The sequence below is a fragment of the Vibrio sp. 10N.286.48.B8 genome, from assembly GCF_003050085.1.
GTDB classification, from domain to species: Bacteria; Pseudomonadota; Gammaproteobacteria; order Enterobacterales; family Vibrionaceae; genus Vibrio; species Vibrio crassostreae.
This window is the reverse complement of record NZ_PIGD01000004.1, coordinates 141,493-160,907: the sequence shown is the minus strand read 5'-3', so window position 1 is coordinate 160,907 and position 19,415 is coordinate 141,493. Positions and strand designations below refer to the sequence as shown.

The following is a 19,415-nucleotide window of genomic DNA, read 5'->3' as shown; positions in this document are numbered from 1 at the left end:
TCAGTACTTCAAAAACAAAATAAGAACAAAATGAAAAAACTACCAATTACGCTGCTCAGTGCAGCGGCAGTGGCTAATGTGGCATTAGCTGAAGATCATGTCTCTGTTCATTACCTTAGCTATGAGGAATACGATGACAGAGTATCAGCCAATGACACCATGGTTTCGATTGAAAAAAGTATCGGCTTAGATTGGACCCTAAACGCAGAAATAAGCTACGACAGTGTTTCAGGTGCTTCTCCAGCTTGGGGCCCTACGACACCTCCAGGTTCGGATGCCGACAAGATAAATCGCGCCGTGAAAACTCAGCAAGCCCAGAATAAAACTAATGAGGTCATCCGTGCGGGTTACGATCCTCACCGTGACAGTTATGAGGTCCAGAAGGTCGGCCTAGAAGACACAAGAAAAGCACTCAGCTTGAGTGCCACCTACCGTGACAGGCTGCGTAATGAATGGACCTTTGGCGGTAACGTATCTCAAGAAGAAGACTACGAAAGCATTGGTATCAATGGTAAAGGCTTGATTTATGCTGATAGCGCTAAAAACCGTTCGTACAGCTTAGGGGGCTCTGCTCTTTTCGACCAAACTCAGGCATTTGGCAAATACGTTTTAGGCTCTTCTAACAGCCAGAGCTGGGAAGACATTTTCACAGGCAGCTTAGAAGCGGGGTTATCTCAAACCTTTACACCAAATCTGTACAGCATTTTTACCGCTTATGCAGGCTACCGTAGCGGTTACTTGAGCAACCACTATTTAACGGTTCTTCGCGAAGTCGATATTAACGACGATGGCAAAATCGATGATGACGAAGTGTTCTTGGGGCAAGACTCTAGACCCGATACCCGAGTCTCTGGCGGTATTAATCTTCAGGCCTTTTACTCTTTGTCAGACAGTATAAAAATCCGACCTCGATACAAATGGTTCATAGATGACTGGGGCGTGATGTCTCATCAGTTGGGCGGAAAATTATCTTGGCGTGTCAGTGAGTGGCTAACCCTTGCACCCGGTTATTTCTGGTATACGCAAGATGCGGCAGATTTCTATCGCGATCCTAGTAGCGCAGATCCTTCTTTTGCTTCGACAGGTTACGCGACTTCTGACCTTCGCCTAGGTAACTTCACTGCGAATGCTTATGAGCTTGGCGCGAGCGTTAAGGTCCATAAAACCGTGCGTTTAAATGCGCTTGCGGCTTACTACGAACAGAGCAACGGGTTTGAAGCACAGTGGTGGGCGATTGGAGCAACTTATGAATTCTAAGCAGCCCTTTGTCCATCGCTTTCATGCCATGACAGTACCTTGCGAAGTACAGATCTTATCGCTTGATTTGACTCACTTTCCAAAGGCGTGCGCAAAAGACATCGCTGATGAGATAGAGCAGAACACACATCGATTAGAGGGCAAATATAACTTCTACAGCGATGATTCATGGCTAACGCGACATATTAATCAGCGCACAACCAGTGAAGTCGAACTCGATTCGGAGTCTGCGGAAGTTTTTGAGCATCTCGATCGATTAAGCCAACTGACATTTGACACATTTGATACCACCGTTGGCAGCATCAAGCATCTTTTAAAACAGAAGCCGAAGATGTCACACAGCCATGCGTTTCAAGCTCTCTCTTCCGCACTGGGCAAGCAGGCTTGGGAGCTAAAAGAGACAATGTTTCTAGAAGGGACAATCGTTCGACAAAGAAAAGTCGATCAACAAAAGACAAGGCTGCACGTTCCAGATTCACGCACCCGCTTCGATTTTGGCGGCGTCATCAAAGAGTACTCGGTCGATCAAGCAGTAAAGATAGGTAAGCGACTTGGTGCAACTTCAATGTTGGTGAATTTTGGCGGCGATATCTATGCATTGGGTACAAAGCCAGATGGTTCGCCATTTAACATTGCGGTTCTGGATCCAAGAGACAACAAGACACCTTTTTTTGCCGTTCCGATTACGGACGCGGCGCTGACTACATCAGCCCACAGTGAACGTCAGATGCAGTTCGGCGATAAAACCACATCTCATATTTTTTCGAAACAAGACGTAGAAAAGAAGATTTTGTCGGTTACTGCAATAGCTTCCTCCACTTTGGAAGCAGGTGTACTTAGCACTTCCTTGACGCTCAACCCAAACATTTCAGTGCCGGAAGAGAGCGCCGTTATTTACATCGACGATCAATTACACATTCACCAAAACACGGAGTTTTTGCATTCATGAAAAGCTATCTACTCACGTTAATTCTATTGTTTAGCGGCTTTTTGCATGCTCAAGACAGCGAGTTTCTTCCGGTTGAAGAAGCCTTCCCCGTTACATGGGAAGCCACGGACCAAGGTGCGGTTATCCGCTTTGATACACACCCGGGGTACTATCTTTACCAATCTCGCTTCTCGTTTAAAGAAGAGTCCTCATTATCGACACTAGCTCCTCAATACTCTCTGCCAGGTGAAGAAAAACAAGACCCTAACTTCGGTAATGTAGTGGTATTTCACGAACCGCTTACCGTTACCGTGCCTTACACAGGAAGTGGCAAGCTCACTGTCCGCTATCAGGGCTGTGCAGACAAAGGGCTTTGCTATCTACCACAAAAACTAGTGCTGGATTTACCTACGCTCAAGGCGTTGACAGAAATCACTAGTGAGAAGCCATCAAGCTCTCTGGTTCAAACACTAGGTGAGATCAGTGATGATACCAATGGCTTGTCGTCGTTCCTCTCTCAAGCAGGTAAGTTACAGGCTCTGCTTGTGTTCTTCTTGCTCGGTTTGGGCTTGTCCCTCACGCCATGTGTACTGCCGATGATTCCAATTTTAGCCAGTATCATCGGTGGCGAAAAAGCAATGACAGGTAAGAAAGGTGCGGCACTTTCTAGCTCTTATGTTCTGGGTATGGCAACCAGTTACGCGATGACTGGAATCCTAGTCACCACATTGGCAAAAGGGGTCAACCTGCAAGCCGCGATGCAACAACCTTGGTTGTTAAGTAGCTTTGCAGCGATTTTTGTTCTGCTTGCATTGGCAATGTTCGGCTTCTATGAACTTCAATTACCAGCCGCACTGCAGCAAAAACTCAACAACGGTTCAGACAAGTTGGGCGGTGGCAAGATCGCCAGCGTGTTCGCAATGGGCGCAATATCTGCCTTGGTTGTGTCACCTTGCGTCAGTGCCCCATTAGCAGGGGCACTGCTGTACGTTTCAACGACTCAAGATTGGATGTTTGGCGGAGCGACTTTGTTCGTTATGGCACTAGGTATGGGCGTTCCACTTATAGCGATTGGAGCGAGTGGTGGACGTCTGTTGCTAAGAAGTGGCGCGTGGATGGTATCCGTAAAACAAGTGTTTGGCGTGCTGCTATTGGCGGTCGCTATCGTGTTGTTAAGCCGCTTTATTGATCCTTCGATCATCATGATCTTATGGGCACTACTTACTATTGGAACAGGTGTCCATTTCGGCGCTTTAGAAGCGGCACAACCGGGCTGGGCGCGCACTCGCAAATTCTCCGCTCTGCTGCCACTGAGCTATGGCTTGATTCTGTTTGTGGGTTATTTCCTAGGAAATTCCGATCCTCTCAACCCGCTTGCAAACCGAGAATCAGCCCAACCTATTGCGGCTACTCCCTTTGAGAAAACAGACTCGATTGATCAGCTAAAGAAACAGATACAAACCGCTGCCAACGCTAAACAGAAAGTACTGGTCGACCTTTATGCGGATTGGTGTGTCTCTTGCAAAGTGATTGAAACAAATGTGTTCAATGACCAACAAGTGAGCCAAAAACTGAAAGAGTGGCAGACCATAAAGCTTGATGTGACTGAAAGCTCACCAGAACAAATGGCATGGCTTAACGACAAAAATGTGTTCGGCCCACCCGCTATTTTCTTTTACTCCCCCGATAGTGGTGAAATAGAGCCTGCGCGTGTGATGGGAGATATTGATAAAGAAGGTTTCAATAACAAGCTCAAACTTGCTAATCAGCTTGTAGCAGCCCGCACAGCAGAGCCAGACAACCTGACAAACTAGACAATCACTCAATGACCTAAACGCCCAATCAATGATTGGGCGTTTTTATTTGGTTTACTTATTGCACCCCAGTTACTTGGCTTTTTCTAACGGTTGGATGACCATTTGAGTCAGCTGTTCAGTGTAAGAATTGATCTTCCAATGCTCAGGGCTCCAACCTTTCACGAAACGTTGGAAATCAGCCCATGCCACGTAAAACATTGGTCGCCATGCGGCTTCAACATCATCGAAAGAAAGGTGTGGCTGATAGTGCGCGAGTGCATCTTTCAAGTGTTGGAAGTAAATATCTAATACCTTTTGCTCGTACTCTTGGCAATCTTGCGGCCTAATTGCGCTGCTCATAAATAGAGCCACATCTTTCATCGCACAGCCGTGACCCACATATTGGAAATCGACGGCAGCGGCGTTTTCGCTCTCTAGATCAAAACAGAAGTTGGCTAGCTTAGCGTCACCATGGACCAAGGTTTGATATGGACACTCTTTTAATAAACGGTCGATGTACTTAGCTTGCTTCTTCAGTGGGACATCAGCCAAAGCATTCAGCTCATCGGGGCGAGTGTCTAGGTGCCAATATGTACCGACTTGCCACAATGACGACGACTGTTGTTGATTGATATTGATGTGTTTTGCGTGAAAATTAGCGAGCCATTTAAGGCAAGCATCGCGTTGTTTTTGCTCTTCTCGTGTGTAACTAGATGCCTGATAGTCAGAAACAGCAGGCACATCAAACTGAGAGGTTAACGGAAAACCTATATCTGCTAGGTCTTGCATCACGATAAGCCACTCATCCTCTTGTAGCTCACAATGCAGCCCAACTGGAACAGGACAACGCTCGTCCCATTGTTGAGTGAAGGACTGATACCATGCAGTTTCCACTTTGTAAGAGTGAACTTTGCGTTGATGAGAGAGTTTAGTATTCCAGCCTTTAGGGTGTTCCGCTTTATCTGGCAGCGCGACATGTTTAACGATAACGCTGTTCATCGAAGCGCTATTATCTTTAGCAAAGACCAAGCGAACTAACTCGCCATACCCGCCCCACAGGCGTTGAATCACTTGGACATCAAATCCTTGGTTACAACCCAACGAGATCGCTATTTTTTGATAAAGCTCATTTTGATAAAACTCTTGTTGATAAAGCTCTGGCTGATTTTGACTTGAACTCGCTTCAGGTTGAGCTCGATTATTTGACGATATTGATTGAGACATATTACTCGTTGTTATGCTTTTTCGGATAGAAGATGTGACCACTGTGGCTGCCTATTCATGTAGTGAACCACATAGCTACAAACCGGCACAATTTTGAAGCCAGCTTGTTCAATTTCAGGCAATACCGACTCCATCATCACCTTACCAAAGCCCTTGCCTTGCAGTTCATCAGGAATGCGTGTCGACGTGATATGTAGTACATCTCCGTCCTTTTGATACTTAACGACCGCGAACTGGTTGGGTTCTAACTCTACCGTGATCTGGTTCACTTCTTGATCCCATTTTACTGCCTGCATTCTCAACTCCTGCAAATAATTGATACGACAAACAATAAAAGTTTGAAGTATGAGTTCCTTGTAATAGACTAACGCAAGTGCATATAAATAAAACTAAGTACTTACAAACACAGCAAATAATTCAGTGCAATCGGCTTAATATAAAATCAGCAATGATAAAAGGCACTCTATAAATCTATGTGAGTACGTCCACTAAATCTAGCACGTAATAACCCCTTGTTAGCAAGTTACCAATATAACTAACAGACGCATGTTGGCGCATGGAGAACATATAATGAACGCACCCCTGAAGAAGCCTTTGGAGCATAATCAGGCACTTCAAGACCCTCGTAATCGCACCGTTTCCACCATCAATAGCACTGATGCGCTGGCCATGATTGAGCACGGCAGTGAGCTGACATTAAATGTCTCGACTCCCGTTGGCACGAAGTTTCTCGCCACCACCAAGTTTATCGGTACGCACAGTGATAACTGTATTGTGGTTGAGGTTCCCGAGGTATCCAATGAAGATCTGAACTTTTTCTTTCAAGAAGGCTTTTGGATGACCGCTCGTGCGTATTCTCTGCGAGGTGAAGGGGCGCTTATCCACTTTAGAAGCCAAATTCACCATAGGATTGGCGAACCCTTTCCGATTTTAGTGCTCTCTACACCAAGTACCATGCAAGTGACTCAACTGCGTAAAGAGACCCGATATGAAGTGAATCTAGCTTCAAGAATCATCTTCAACGACCAACGAGCAAACTGTGAGATAAGAGACTTATCGAAAAGTGGTTGTCGTTTTGTGACCTCACCGACTTCTCGCGCGATTCAGATTGCCGATCGAGTGTCGATTGAGATTACGCCTGAAAACTACAATGGCCCGCTGATTCCGCCATTGAGGGGCATCATTTGTAATCTGCAAAAATCGACGCACTACGCTCGATACGGTGTCGAATTTGATGATATTGGCCGAGCCAACGCTAAGCACTTGTTGGCAAAATTAAAGTTCGATGGCACCAAGCTCTGCTTACGAAACGGTTAACGCCTTTTAAGACGCGACTTTCTCCGAATACCGTAAGCTGACCAAAAACAAATGGCTCCTAGCGAGCCAAACCTCAACCAATAAAAAAGCCATCGACTCTAAACGATGGCTTTTGCGTTTTGGCTGCTATTTATTTGTTTAGCTATTAAACTTTGTATTTAGCTATTTACGCAGTGCGTTCAGTTTCGCTTGAGCGATACCAAAAATAGTATCAATTGGGTAGCTACCCTCATCACTTGCCTCACCTGCGGCTTTGCCTGTGAACAGCTCAATCGCTTCTGTTACATGGTCAATCGCCCAGATATTAAACTCGCCCTTTTCAACCGCTTTTACGATGTCGCTACGCAGCATCAGGTTGTGAACATTTGAACGCGGGATGATCACTCCTTGTTCGTTTGAACGCCCTTTGATTTCACACACATCAAAGAAACCTTCAATTTTCTCGTTTACACCACCTATGGGTTGAGACTCACCAAACTGGTTCATCGAACCCGTAATCGCAATATCTTGACGGTTTGGTTGCTTAGAAAATGCAGATACCACCGCACAGAACTCGGCCATACTCGCACTGTCACCATCGACGCCACCATACGACTGCTCGAAGGTAATGTTAGTAGTGAGTGGTACTTTGGCCGTTTTACCAAACACAGAAGAAAGGTAAGCCGACAAGATCATCACACCCTTCGAGTGAATACTGCCACCTAGGTCTACGTTTCTTTCAATATCAATCACTTCACCATCACCGTAAGCGGTGGTTGCCGTGATTCGGTTCGGCGCACCAAACATATGATCCGTCGTGCTAAGTACAGAAAGCGCATTCACTTGCCCAACCGCCTGACCATCGACATGAATCAGCGTTGTGCCATTAGTAAAGGTTTCCATCACACTGTCTTGCAGTCGTCCAACACGCATCTGTTGGTTAGATAACGCTTGGTCGACGTGCGTTGCACGAATCAGATTCGATTTTGAGCCTCTCGCAACGTAGTTTGACTCACGAAGCAGATTGGCAATGTGTGCCGAGTGCAGAGACAATTTACCTTGGTCACCCGCCTGACGAGAACTGTGCTCAATGATGCGAGCAATCGCTTTGCGGTCACAATGCAACATGTTGTTGTCATGTACGATGCTCGAAATAAAGCGCGCGTAATGCATTTCAGAATCGGGAGTGCGCTTCATCTCATCTTCAAAATCGGCTGTCACACGGAACAGTTCACCAAACTCCGCATCGTAATGTTGCAGCAGTTGGTAAGTTCGGTAATCACCAAACAGAATGATCTTAACGTCCAATGGAATCGGTTCAGGATCAAGCGATACCGCCCCCGTTAAGGTCACCTCTTTTTCTAATGAAGTGAAACTCAATTGACGTGAACGCAGCGCTCGCTTCAAGCCTTCCCAAACGTACGGCTGCTCAAGCACCTTGACCGCATCCATCAACAATACGCCGCCGTTTGCTCTGTGCAAGCTACCTGCGCGAATCAAGGAGAAATCGGTAAATACGGTACCTTTAAAAGTCGCTGTTTCCACATGGCCAAACAGAGAGTGGTAATTTGGGTTTTCCTCTACCACGATCGGCATCGCCTCCTCCTTCTGGCTAACAATCACATTAACCTTGTAGCGACGCGGCATTTTCTTATCCAAAGAAGCAGTCGCCACTTCGGCTTGCTCGGTGCTCTCTTCTAAGAAGATGTCAGCGTTATCGACAATGTCTTTACGCAGTGCCGTTAGGTACTTCTTGATCTCTGGATATTGACTGTAATCCTGCTTTAACTGCTTGATAAAGTGAGTAATCACATCTCGCGCCGTATCATCATTTAGCTTTTGAATTTTCTCTGTGTACGTCTCTTCAAGTTCCGTCAATTCACGAGAAATGGTTCGCAGCCCGACTTCCAATCCATCAATGGTTTTATCAAATTGATCTTGTTCTTCCGGCGAAAGCAGATCAAAGCTCTCTTCGGTATGAAGATCATCACCATTCATTGCCACAAATTGGTAATCACCCTGAGTGGTGATCGTCAGGTTAATGCCCTTGTCTTTGGCTTCTTGGCTAATGCTTTCTAACGCGGCTTGTTGCTTAGCTGCTAATTGGTTTTTAAGCCTGTCAGCGCGGCTAAAGTACATCTCGTTATCAAACGCTAGAGGCATACCTTTCAGCAATTTACGCATTAGCTTTTCAATATCTTGCTTTAAGCTGCTGCCAACGCCACGAGGCAATTTCAGTACCTTAGGTGTACGAATATCTTCAAAGTTCGCGATATAACACCAATCAAAAAGCTCCTGAACCTCTTGAGGGTGTCGGTTTAGATAGCGCAAGATCATGGTGCGTTTACCCAGACCATTTCGCCCTATCGCATAAATGTTGTAACCCTTTTCCTTGATTGACATCGCGAACTCAACGGCCTTTTGAGCACGTTCTTGCCCGACGATCTCGTCAATTGGAGCCAGTTCTTTGGTCGACTTACATGGTAACTTCTCGAGTTCTGCTACCTGATACAGCTGTTCTGTATTGAGTCTTTGCATCGCCATCGCCGCCTCCTTAGTCCTTCATTACTTAGGTGTAGATAAAATCAGTGTAGATGTAATTTCCTACAAATTTAGTGACTTACGCTACACAGCTGTTCAACTGAACAAATAACACACAATTTAAGCCATTTTTAGGAATAGCCCGTCATTTAATTCATCAAATTAACATGTGAATGATTTTAATTTGCAATTGATAATAAATATCATTAACATTTTCAGATATTATGAATTGAGGATGTGGATATGGAAATTGAACGATGCTGGATGCACTACCTAAAAGCTGAACAGTTAATGGAACAAGGTCACTGGCCTGAAGCACAGCGCCTGTATGGTGATGTTCTAACATCACTTCCTCATCACATACAAGATGCAGCATACCAAAGCGATATCAAGCCTTGCCAATTTGCCTGCCTGCTTGCCGGGTTGAGAGATGCGAGTGTTGCTCAATCTGAGATTCTCAACCGTTTAGGGCAGCACCAACAAGCCTTCGACACCTTGAATCAATCTTATGCACTGATGCAATTTATCTCGCTTGAAAGCACTGATCTGATTCAACGTACCTATGGGCTATTGGAAAAGCAGAGTGAAGACCTGCTCAATCATTTAATTGCTTTTTGCAGTGCACAGCGCAGTTCACATTGGATGCTCGAACTAGAACAAATTCAACGAGCTCATCACCATTTTGGGCAACTAAAAACAACGTCAGAAGTTCAATCTTCACCTAATGTCTTAAATTGATAAGGATATATCATGTCGGACCGGGCCATACTTAAAGTCAATAACCTCTCCGTTAGCTTCACAACCAACGATGGAATCGTTGACGCGGTAAAAAAGGTTAACTTTACCCTTAACTCAAGCGAAACCTTAGCCATTGTTGGTGAATCAGGTTCAGGTAAATCCGTCTCTTCCAACGCGCTGATGCGTTTACTTCCTGATAACGCGATTATTGATCAACAGTCAGACATCGAGTTTGAAGGTCAATCGATTCTTGGCAAGACTGAGCGAGAAATGCAGTCGATTCGTGGCGATAGAATCGGCATGATTTTTCAGGAGCCAATGACATCTTTGAATCCATACCTGCGTGTCGGCACTCAAGTGGCAGAAGCCATTATGTGTCACCGTAAGGTATCGAAATCAAAAGCAAAACAGCGCGTATTAGAGCTCTTCAATCTGGTGCATTTACCAATGCCAGAGCAGGCTTACACCAAGTACCCGCATGAATTTTCGGGTGGTCAGTTACAGCGCATCATGATCGCAATGGCACTGATCAATGAACCGGATATTCTGATTGCCGATGAACCCACCACCGCATTGGATGTGACCGTTCAAGCGGAAGTACTTTCTCTTATCAAAGAGATTCAAAGCAAGATGGGCATGGCGATTTTATTTATCACCCATGACCTTGGCGTAGTAAAACACTTTGCAGACCGTGTTCTGGTGATGTGTAAAGGTGAACTGGTTGAAGAAGGGGTGACTCAAGCCTTATTCGAAAACCCAAGACACGACTACACACGCATGCTGATTAACTCGATTCCGAAAGGCGCTAAGGTTCCTGTTGAGGCATCAGCCCCAGAGCTATTGTGTGCGGACGACATCCGAGTTCAATTCTTGGTTAAATCACATTTTATCAAGAGCAAAAATCAGTACTTCGAAGCCGTAAAAGGCATTTCGCTAAACCTTAAACAGGGCGAAACCTTGGGTATTGTTGGTGAATCCGGCTCAGGAAAATCAACACTGGGACGAGCGTTAATCGGCTTGCTGCCAAGTACCGGACGTATTGTTTATAAAGGCCAAGATGTCAGTTTATTAACCGACAAAGAACGCCATAAGCTTAAGAAAGATGTTCAGATGGTGTTCCAAGACCCTTATGGTTCTTTATCACCACGTATGACGGTTGGGGAAATCATCACCGAAGGCTTAACGGTACATCAACCTCATTTGTCAAAACAAGAACGTTTAGAAAGAGCGCGCAAAGCACTGATTGAGGTTCGCTTGGAGCCAAACTCAATTAACCGCTACCCGCACGAATTCTCAGGTGGACAAAGACAACGTATCGCGATTGCTCGCGCGTTGATTCTTGAACCTTCTTTCATTTTGCTGGATGAACCAACTTCGGCACTCGATCGCTCAGTACAACTGACCGTGATCGATCTACTGAAAGACATTCAAGCTAAGCACAATATCGGCTTCCTATTCATCAGCCACGATCTCTCGGTAGTGAAAGCTCTGTCGGATCGCGTGCTGGTGATGCAGAAGGGCGAAGTGATGGAAGAAGGGTCTGCAGAAGAGATTTTCAATGCGCCGAAAAACGACTACACCAAGAAACTGATCGCAGCGTCATTCGACTTAGAAAATAAATCGAAAAAAAATGCCGCGTAAAGGGAACTAATCAAGATTAACAGCGTCTTATATGTACATTCTGAATAATCTCCTAATGGATTGAAATCTAGAATGGATATAGCAAAACTGGTTTGGCCGCCAAAAGAAAAATGTCGCATGGATGCGGCATTTTTCGTTTCTGAAAGGAAATAATTTATCTTTAAATCTCACTCCCTACGATTCAATCACTTCACAATTAACGATACAAAGACTTGGTTGACTCTCTGACGATTAAGTCAATCGGTGGCAGTCGAGCTTCATGTCGCTCGCCAGATAACAAGTTCAAAATCGACTGAGCACACACCTCTCCAATCTCTTCAATCGGCTGTCTCAGCGTCGTCAGGGCTGGCGTGAAATACTTAGACGTCGGCAAGTCATCAAATCCAATCACCGACACGTCTTCTGGAACTTTATAACCGTGATCGTGTAGCGCCTTAATCGCCCCGTAAGCGGTTTGGTCATTGGCTGCGAACAGAGCCGAAAAATGAACCTTTGACTCTATTAATTCAACGGTTTTCTCATAACCAGATTCACTACTGAAGTCACCCTGTTTGACGAGTTTTGGCATCACTTTTATACCCGCCTCTTGCAGCGCTTTCTTGTAGCCTTCAAAGCGGTTCCCCGCATCAGGTTGACTTGAAAGCCCTTTAATATGAGCGATATTCACATGCCCTTGTTGCAGTAAGTGCAGGGTCGCCATGTAGCCGCCCAGCACATTATCAATGTTGAGCGTGCGGATGTTGTCATCAATAATGTCGTACCCCACCGCCACGACCGGGATGTCTTGTGCATATTTGGCGATATCTTCTTTACTCACGCTTCCGGTCACAATGATCATGCCATCAACATTACTTTTCGCCAGATACTCCAGTGCATGTAATTCCAGTTTTTTCTGCCAATGTCCTGTCGCAATCACCAAAGAGTAACCTTGAGCAATCAAAGTTTTCTCCATGTCGTTGAGAATACGACTGGTGTAAGGGCTGTCAGGGTGTTGCACCAATACACCGATTGTCAATGAACGGCGATTGATGTTCTCTTGCATTTGAAAATTGGGTTTGTAGCCCGTGTCTTTGATTGCTTGCTCGATGTTCTGGCTTTTATCATCCGACACATAAGTGGTTCGATTAAGAAAACGAGAAACCGTGCTTGGGGAAACACCAGCGAGTCTCGCTACATCGTATACGGTTGTTTTTTTAGTTTTAGTGCGCATCTCGATACCCTAATCCAGTGACATTTGGGGAGCCCGAAAGCTCCCCACCTATTTCAACCTGCATACCACAGCTTTCGTTGAAACTCGTATCATTAAGTTAATACATGTAGGCGAAGATCATCCCCGGTCTGAAATAACGACCTGCGGTGTATTTCAACCCGGTGCTCAGTAGCCATTTGTGAAGAATCATGGCTTGTTCCGCTGAAATTTCGCCTTGCAACATACTAACAAATTTATCACTGTCTTTAGTCAGGTCAGGACTAACTCGACCGTCAGACAGCACACACTTTTGCAATTTAAGTGCAGTAAGCCACTTTTTCGCATCATTTTGTGACAATTTAAAAGACTCTGAAAGATCTTTCTCATCAAATGAGACTGAGCAATTGAACCCTTCTGGCGCGGCAAATGGAATTTTTGAATAGTCATACAGCGCGGTATACACGGTGTCCATCAATGTTTCTGCTTGCTGCGATTTGCCCGCTAAACTCAACGCTGTTGCGACACTAAATTGCACACCAATCCACACATCTTGTGCCTGAAAAGCCTCATGTGGTGAACCATCTGCCAATGTCATATTCGCCACACCCAGCTTAGGGCTGTTCATCTCAAAGTTATGTTTATAAACATAGTCCAATGCGCGTTGAATACGCTCTTGCGGGAAAATGCCCTCCAAACCAATCAGCTTGAGATAGCTGTCTGCAAGCAGTGCATCACCAAAGCTGTTGTCTGAATCTGGTACTAGTTCTAGATATTCTTGAGTAAAGGCTTGAGGCGCGGTCTCACTCAGTAAGCGTTTCTTAGAGACTCTTTGAGATACCTTATTGATGTTAATGGAGGTATCGGTCTCATTGAGATAGGCATTGAGCGTATTCTTGTCAGCAATCGTATCACCCGTCAAAGTCAGGCCTAAGGTTTCCAGGCTTTGGTAGCCTTCGCCCGTTAGATGCTTGGCTTGAACTGGCGTCACGAAGAAATGGTAGTAGCCTTCTTTCTCATCCCACAAGCTTTGCTCAACTGTTGCTAATGCCTTTTTCGAACGTGTTAGGTAATCCGAACCCAGATCGTTTTCGCCCATCAATTGTGCAAGTTCACTCGCGGCTTGAAGGCCAGCAACCCAAAGGCTCGCGCAGTAAATTGAAATACCATGAGAAGCCAGGTTATCAAAGGTATCGTCTGTGCCTCGGGTTAGCGGTAAATCATCGCCCTCAGCGACCAAGTTCGATAAGAAATCGATGCTCTCAGTCACAGCCTGCCAGCACTCTTTAACTACAGAAATATCTTGCGTGTTTTGATAGTGACGGTACACCATCAGAATGTATTTCGGTGCTAAGTCCTTCCACTCTTTCACGTTGTGCCAGCTGTACGCGTCAGGCTGGATGTCGAACGGGCTACCCAAGTCATGAATAACCGCACCTCGAATAGCACGCACGCCTTGGTACTTCTCATCGATCAATTCAGCATTCGGTGTTGCTTCATATTCCCAGTATCGGCGCTGAGTAAAGTCTTCGGCCAAAATGGCTTTCGAAAACTCTTTCATCACGCAGCCATCAAGCTCCGGCAATAAATAAAGAAGCGAAAATGAGCCGTAGAAATACACATCCAGAGAGTTAAAGAACGGATAATCAACACACTCCTTCACCAGGAATTTGTCTTCTTTATCCCATACCGTTGATTCTGCCAAGAACGACAATGAGTTCATCGCCATCGTCGCATAACGCAGTGCAGAATCATGCTGCGAAATCTTGCTTTGAGCTTGATCTAGGAAAGCCGTTTGTTGTTCGACAATTCGTTGCTCAATCGCTTCTAGCTCTGGCAATACCTCTTCTAACATCGGCAGAGCAGGTTTCGCTTGCGGGTAGAATTGTGTGTAGGCCTTCTCTGAATGCCAACCATTTAGCATGACTTTGCTGTGTGCCATCACCTGTGTAAAACGCAGATCAACAGACTCCCCCGGCTCCAACTCAACCTGAACCACAACCAATGCACTCAGAGCTTCACGCCCAGTGTAGATACCTGTTTGGAATTCAGCGTTTGTGCGGCCTGTTCTCAGTGCGAACTCTGTCTGCTCCGCTGCCTTAGAGGTATAAAGTGTTGGCTTCACTGACACCGATATCTTGCCAGATTCGGTCAGGTGGTTATTCGCTTGAACACCAAACACCACTTCACCTTCAATATCACTTTGATAAGGGGACTGACTAGTGAGCTGGACACCCGTAAAACCGTGGCTTTCGCCGTTTACGCTAACCGCTTGATGCTGCTGGGCGATTGGATTTTGAGACAAGGTACACGCCGAATCTTGAATGCCATCGCGACCTTTGCGATAAGTTGAGCCAATCAAGTTTTGTAGCGGCTGAGCAAGCGTAACCACGCGTGTTTGCGCCGAATGATTGGTTAATTCGAAGTGATTCCAGTGCATCGGTAAAGAGCACAGGCGTTTGTCGTTTTTAACGATTGGAGAAACCACTTTACGTTTTATTTTAATGTCATCAAAACTGTTATATTTATATTCAGCTAATGGATACAAAGCTTGATATTCGATATCCTTACCGTTGACACTATCTATATCACTGCCATTGAGACTATCCATATCATTATTATCACCAGCAGTAAGTGATAATAACTTAACTGTATCATTTATTAATAAACCATTAAAGAAATCTAAGGCTACATATAATTGACAAATAATTGAAGATGAATCTGAGTCAATCAATAATAGAGTCTTATTTGAAAACTCAATGTTCCATTTTGTAAAGTTAGCTTTATTCTCTTGGTAGAAGCCACCATTTTTTAATGCCGAACGAATGTGGTTAATCGCATTCGACATGTCTGTATTATCAATCTTCTTACCATCGAACAAAGCAGGGTAAAAGTTCAGGTGAACGCCCAGATCTTGCTCATCAATGACTTGCAGCGTGTCGATGGTTGGCACATCCATCACTGAAGCATAAAAATCATTAAAATTAACAACTTGCTCTGAACAATCAACAAATATACCAGGGATAAAGCTAAAGTTTGGCGTGTTGCCATTTGGCGTCAGTGTAAATGTATTACCAATACCACCCACTGCCATGCCGGTATTTTCTGGTGTGGTAGAAATTGGCGTGTACCAAGGTTGAATAAATTCAACTGCATCACCTTTTTTGCAAAGGTGTTTTGAATTTCCTGAATAGCTTGTATATGGAATTTTATTATTCATTTTAAAACCGCCATTGAATATTTTTTTCTTCTTGTTAATATCTTTCAAAAATGGAGACATCAACATGTTTAAAATTATAAATGAAAAATTTGGAAGTATTGACTCTGTCACATTAATAAACCACCAACATGGTATAGAACTTCAAATAATCAATGAATTTGGTGCTATTATTAATAAATATATCGTAAATAACAGTCCGTTCTCTTTTATTTGTGGTTATCAGAATTATGATGAACTGATCAACCAACATCCGTTCTTTTCCCGCAGTGCTAAATTATTCCCTTTTCCAAACCGTTTAAACTTAGGTCGTTACAGTTTCGATAACCAAAACCATCAACTCCCGGCCAACTTTCCTTGGTCTGATCACGCCGTACATGGCCTGCTCTATAACCAACCTTTTTCAATCACAAACAGCGTAGCCAACGAAGAGTTAGCCAGTGTGACAATGCAGTATCAAACGTCTTCTTTGCACCCTGCTTTCCCATTTGCTTTTAACCTTGAAGTCACCTTCACTATCGACATAACAGGCAAGCTCTCTTGCTCAACAACCGCTTCTAATCTTGGTGATTCTGCCTTCCCATTCGGTGATGCTTGGCACCCTTACTTTTCACTGGGTACGGATCTGACACAATGTGCGCTGTCCATGTCGCAGTGCTCCGAAGTCATACACGTGAACGACCTACCTAATGGTGAAAAACAGGTTTTTGACCGTTTGTCTTTAGGTGACTCCCTGACGAATCAAAGCCTAAATCACTGCTTTGAATTTGATTCGAAGACAACCAACCAACTGACTTTGACGCGCTCAGATTCATCAGCTGCGATTCACTATCAACAAGATGCAAGCTACCCATTCGTTCAGCTGTACACGCCGGCTAGCGAGCAAAGCATTGCAATAGAGCCAATGACTTGCCCTGCAGATGCATTCAATAACCAAATTGGCTTACTGACGCTTAGCCCGAACCAGTCTCAAACCTTCAATTGGCAATGCCAGGCCAGCTATCAACCAAAATAAAACAACACTAAAGAGAAACCAAAAAGCAATAAAGGGCGCATAAAGCGCCCTTCTCTTTGTTAGCCTAATACCACTTCTACCATGTGCTCACCCGATGTAAATACCGGTGCTTTGTTGCCTGAAATCAGGTCACCATTGACCTTCATTTCAACCACACCTTTACACACATTGTTCGGGTTCGAGACATGGATGATATATGTTGCGCCACGGAACTGACGACGGACTTTGAATTCAGGCCACTCAGCCGGAATACAAGGGTCCACCAGCAAACCATCCACTTCAGGACGAACACCCAGAATCCACTGCGTACCTGCAACGTATGTCCAAGATGAAGTACCAGACAGCCATGCATTACGACCTAAGCCGAACTGTTTATGTTCGTCACCCAAGATGTTTTGTGGGTAGCAGTATGGCTCTGACTCGAAGGTATCAATATCGTCGTTCTTCGAAGCCGGATTAATTTGACGGTAGTACTCATAAGCACGCTCGCCGTTGCCCATTTTCGCTTCTGCGATCATCACCCATGGGTTTGAATGCAGGAAGATACCGCCGTTCTCTTTCGCACCCGGTGGGTATGTTGATACGCCACCTAGCTGTGGATTAAAGCCGTTGTAACCCGGTGTTGAAAGTTTGATGCCATTGGTGGTGTTCAGTTTGTTGTAAACCGAATCTAGCGCTTGCGTTGCACGTTCTTGAGTCGCGAAACCAGAAATTACAGGCCAGCTTTGACCGTTAGTGTAGATCTGCCCTTGCTCATTTTTATGAGAACCGATTGGCAAACCTTGCTCATCAAAGTAACGCACAAACCACTCGCCATCCCAACCGCACTCATTCACCGTACTCTGCATCTGTTGGTACTGATCTTTAAACTTAGCCGTCAGTTGCGCTTCGCCACGCAGCTCACAAAGGTCCAGCATATCGAGCAGGGCTTTGCCGTACATGTTGGCGACCATCATCGACTCAGCACCGGTTGGCAGGTTCACCGTGTCGTTCCAGTCAGCAAAACCTAGCAGCGGTAGACCGTGCTCACCAGTATTGGTGTAGGTAAATTCAATCGCGCGGCACAGGTGGTTCCAAACTGTTCCCGTTTCGATTGGGTTGCCCGCTTTGTCTTTTTGATAGAACGGGATCTCTTTATTCAAGAAGTCTGCATTGCCCGTTTCTTTCACATATTGCGTCACCGCGTAGATGATCCACAGGTGATCATCACCGTAGTAATCCGGGCGATCTTCTTCTTCACGCGAGTCACCCGCGTTCGCTTCCATCGTTGATGGGAAGAACTGATGCATCGCAGAACCGTTGGTGTTCTGAACAGACAACAGACGCTCGATAAACTCGCGCGCCTCTTCTGGCATATGAGTAATCACACCCAATGTGTCTTGCGAAGAGTCACGGAAACCAATACCACGAGCGCCATAGCCAAGCTGATACAGAGACAGGTAACGAGACCAGTTTTTGGTTGTGTGGCATTGACGTGGGTTGTGTACGTTAAGCATCGAGTTCATTGCCGGGTCTGGCGTTTCAACCTGAACCGCTTGTAGGTAACTATCCCAGTGTTCAACCAGTTCAGCGAACGCCGAATCGACCACTTGATGGTCACGGTATTTGGCCAATAGAGGCAATGCAGATTCTAGGCCCTCTTCTTGTGCAATTTGTACAACCGTACGCTCTGTCTGCTCTGGAGATAACCAACCCAGACGCAGATTTAGTGCACCAATGTTATCGCCACGCAGACATTCAGTGTTGCCAAGCTCGTCGTTTTCTAACGCTTGCGGCGCCGCCCATGTACCGTAGCCAAACTGACCTAGGAATGATTGGCGGTCACCATCAAATGATGTCGCAGGACGATCAGCAGTCATCAAGTTCACCGCGTAGTCGCGCTTCATGAAGGCATACTGCTCAAGCACGGTATGACCCGATTCTTGCTGGTGTGCTTTCAGTGTCATGGTTTGTGGAACCCAATCCGCATTCAATAGCTGCTTAAGCGCATCGAAGTGCGTGAATTCATACACCGGTACCACATCAACGTGCAGCGCTTTGTCTGAAATGTTGGTGACTTTGATGTCTTGCAGCAATACTTGGTCTGCTTTTGGTACGAAGAAGGTCGCTTCACAACGCACACCAAACGCTTCTGCAATGATGGTGGTGTAAGACAGGCCTGTATGGTTTTCAAACTTATCTAGCGGCTTCAGAGTCGGAGTGTAGAAGGGTGAGAACACCTCTACATTACCCGCTTCGTCACGCACCTTGAGGTACATGGTCGAACCTTTGAAATCTGAGTTTGGCAGTTGTGCAATGTACTTGGTGATACGGTTCAGTGCCGGGTCGCCCTTACACAACAACACACCGCCATTGCTATCGACAATGCCACCAAAATCTAATGTGCCAACATAGTTACACCATTTAATCGGTGTACATGGCGTGGTTGCTACGTATTCTTTGTTTTTATCGTCAAAATATCCGAATTTCATCATCACTATCCCTAGCCCCTCCCAAATCAGGAGAAGCCAAAACAATTTGTCGTAAGTAGGTTGGTATCAGCTCGTTAGCTGACTTAAATTGACTGGCTAGCTCGT

At 45.3% G+C, this 19,415-nt stretch carries 13 protein-coding genes; 7 read left to right on the top strand and 6 right to left on the bottom strand.

The annotated features are described in order from the left end of the window. Positions 1-30 precede the first annotated feature (30 nt). The 3 genes from CWO08_RS07035 to dsbD are packed head-to-tail and all read left to right on the top strand — an operon-like array spanning position 31 to position 3,999. The gene (locus tag CWO08_RS07035; RefSeq protein WP_102530222.1) at positions 31-1,257 is read left to right on the top strand and encodes a DUF3570 domain-containing protein; all 1,227 of its coding nucleotides are present in this window, start codon (positions 31-33) and stop codon (positions 1,255-1,257) included. Then, the gene (locus CWO08_RS07030; RefSeq protein WP_102530221.1) at positions 1,247-2,206 is read left to right on the top strand and encodes an FAD:protein FMN transferase; all 960 of its coding nucleotides are present in this window, start codon (positions 1,247-1,249) and stop codon (positions 2,204-2,206) included. The genes CWO08_RS07035 and CWO08_RS07030 overlap by 11 nt, the downstream gene beginning before the upstream one ends. Next, entirely contained in the window at positions 2,203-3,999 is a 1,797-nt protein-coding gene (dsbD, locus tag CWO08_RS07025; RefSeq protein ID WP_102478270.1) for a protein-disulfide reductase DsbD, read from the top strand. The genes CWO08_RS07030 and dsbD overlap by 4 nt, the downstream gene beginning before the upstream one ends. A gap of 72 nt (positions 4,000-4,071) precedes the next feature. On the opposite strand, the gene CWO08_RS07020 is transcribed toward dsbD, so the two are convergent. Both CWO08_RS07020 and CWO08_RS07015 read right to left on the bottom strand, forming a co-directional pair. Beyond that, the gene (locus CWO08_RS07020) at positions 4,072-5,205 is read right to left on the bottom strand and encodes a phosphotransferase (protein ID WP_108020158.1); all 1,134 of its coding nucleotides are present in this window, start codon (positions 5,203-5,205) and stop codon (positions 4,072-4,074) included. A gap of 11 nt (positions 5,206-5,216) precedes the next feature. Beyond that, entirely contained in the window at positions 5,217-5,501 is a 285-nt protein-coding gene (locus CWO08_RS07015; protein WP_102397885.1) for a GNAT family N-acetyltransferase, read from the bottom strand. Positions 5,502-5,775: 274 nt separating this feature from the next. On the opposite strand from CWO08_RS07015, the gene CWO08_RS07010 reads away from it, so the two are divergent. Next, positions 5,776-6,522 (top strand): flagellar brake protein, encoded by a 747-nt coding sequence (locus CWO08_RS07010; protein ID WP_048663874.1) that lies wholly within the window; start codon positions 5,776-5,778, stop codon positions 6,520-6,522. A gap of 162 nt (positions 6,523-6,684) precedes the next feature. On the opposite strand, the gene CWO08_RS07005 is transcribed toward CWO08_RS07010, so the two are convergent. Further along, entirely contained in the window at positions 6,685-9,045 is a 2,361-nt protein-coding gene (locus tag CWO08_RS07005; protein ID WP_102433284.1) for a Lon protease family protein, read from the bottom strand. A 240-nt stretch (positions 9,046-9,285) separates the two neighbouring features. Between CWO08_RS07005 and CWO08_RS07000 the strand changes: the two genes are divergently transcribed. Together CWO08_RS07000 and CWO08_RS06995 are read left to right on the top strand one after the other, a co-directional pair. Continuing rightward, positions 9,286-9,780 (top strand): hypothetical protein, encoded by a 495-nt coding sequence (locus CWO08_RS07000; protein WP_048663875.1) that lies wholly within the window; start codon positions 9,286-9,288, stop codon positions 9,778-9,780. Between the two features lie 12 nt (positions 9,781-9,792). Next, positions 9,793-11,421 (top strand): ABC transporter ATP-binding protein, encoded by a 1,629-nt coding sequence (locus CWO08_RS06995; RefSeq protein ID WP_102478268.1) that lies wholly within the window; start codon positions 9,793-9,795, stop codon positions 11,419-11,421. Positions 11,422-11,617: 196 nt separating this feature from the next. Here CWO08_RS06995 and CWO08_RS06990 read toward each other — a convergent pair whose 3' ends face one another. Further along, positions 11,618-12,631 (bottom strand): LacI family DNA-binding transcriptional regulator, encoded by a 1,014-nt coding sequence (locus CWO08_RS06990; RefSeq protein WP_048660661.1) that lies wholly within the window; start codon positions 12,629-12,631, stop codon positions 11,618-11,620. A gap of 97 nt (positions 12,632-12,728) precedes the next feature. Next, positions 12,729-15,827 (bottom strand): GH116 family glycosyl hydrolase, encoded by a 3,099-nt coding sequence (locus tag CWO08_RS06985; RefSeq protein WP_108020157.1) that lies wholly within the window; start codon positions 15,825-15,827, stop codon positions 12,729-12,731. A 64-nt stretch (positions 15,828-15,891) separates the two neighbouring features. Here CWO08_RS06985 and CWO08_RS06980 point away from each other — a divergent pair, with 64 nt between their 5' ends. Further along, positions 15,892-16,839 (top strand): aldose 1-epimerase, encoded by a 948-nt coding sequence (locus CWO08_RS06980; protein WP_102530220.1) that lies wholly within the window; start codon positions 15,892-15,894, stop codon positions 16,837-16,839. 59 nt (positions 16,840-16,898) lie between these two features. On the opposite strand, the gene CWO08_RS06975 is transcribed toward CWO08_RS06980, so the two are convergent. After that, on the bottom strand, positions 16,899-19,313 hold the full coding sequence (locus CWO08_RS06975; protein WP_108020156.1) for a GH36-type glycosyl hydrolase domain-containing protein: 2,415 nt from the start codon (positions 19,311-19,313) through the stop codon (positions 16,899-16,901). Positions 19,314-19,415 lie beyond the last annotated feature (102 nt).

Coding starts and splice junctions, on each gene's coding strand:
- CWO08_RS07035 (WP_102530222.1), top strand. CDS start 31: ATGAAAAAACTACCAATTACGCTGCTCAGTGCAGCGGCAGTGGCTAAT.
- CWO08_RS07030 (WP_102530221.1), top strand. CDS start 1,247: ATGAATTCTAAGCAGCCCTTTGTCCATCGCTTTCATGCCATGACAGTA.
- dsbD (WP_102478270.1), top strand. CDS start 2,203: ATGAAAAGCTATCTACTCACGTTAATTCTATTGTTTAGCGGCTTTTTG.
- CWO08_RS07020 (WP_108020158.1), bottom strand. CDS start 5,205: ATGTCTCAATCAATATCGTCAAATAATCGAGCTCAACCTGAAGCGAGT.
- CWO08_RS07015 (WP_102397885.1), bottom strand. CDS start 5,501: ATGCAGGCAGTAAAATGGGATCAAGAAGTGAACCAGATCACGGTAGAG.
- CWO08_RS07010 (WP_048663874.1), top strand. CDS start 5,776: ATGAACGCACCCCTGAAGAAGCCTTTGGAGCATAATCAGGCACTTCAA.
- CWO08_RS07005 (WP_102433284.1), bottom strand. CDS start 9,045: ATGGCGATGCAAAGACTCAATACAGAACAGCTGTATCAGGTAGCAGAA.
- CWO08_RS07000 (WP_048663875.1), top strand. CDS start 9,286: ATGGAAATTGAACGATGCTGGATGCACTACCTAAAAGCTGAACAGTTA.
- CWO08_RS06995 (WP_102478268.1), top strand. CDS start 9,793: ATGTCGGACCGGGCCATACTTAAAGTCAATAACCTCTCCGTTAGCTTC.
- CWO08_RS06990 (WP_048660661.1), bottom strand. CDS start 12,631: ATGCGCACTAAAACTAAAAAAACAACCGTATACGATGTAGCGAGACTC.
- CWO08_RS06985 (WP_108020157.1), bottom strand. CDS start 15,827: ATGAATAATAAAATTCCATATACAAGCTATTCAGGAAATTCAAAACAC.
- CWO08_RS06980 (WP_102530220.1), top strand. CDS start 15,892: ATGTTTAAAATTATAAATGAAAAATTTGGAAGTATTGACTCTGTCACA.
- CWO08_RS06975 (WP_108020156.1), bottom strand. CDS start 19,313: ATGATGAAATTCGGATATTTTGACGATAAAAACAAAGAATACGTAGCA.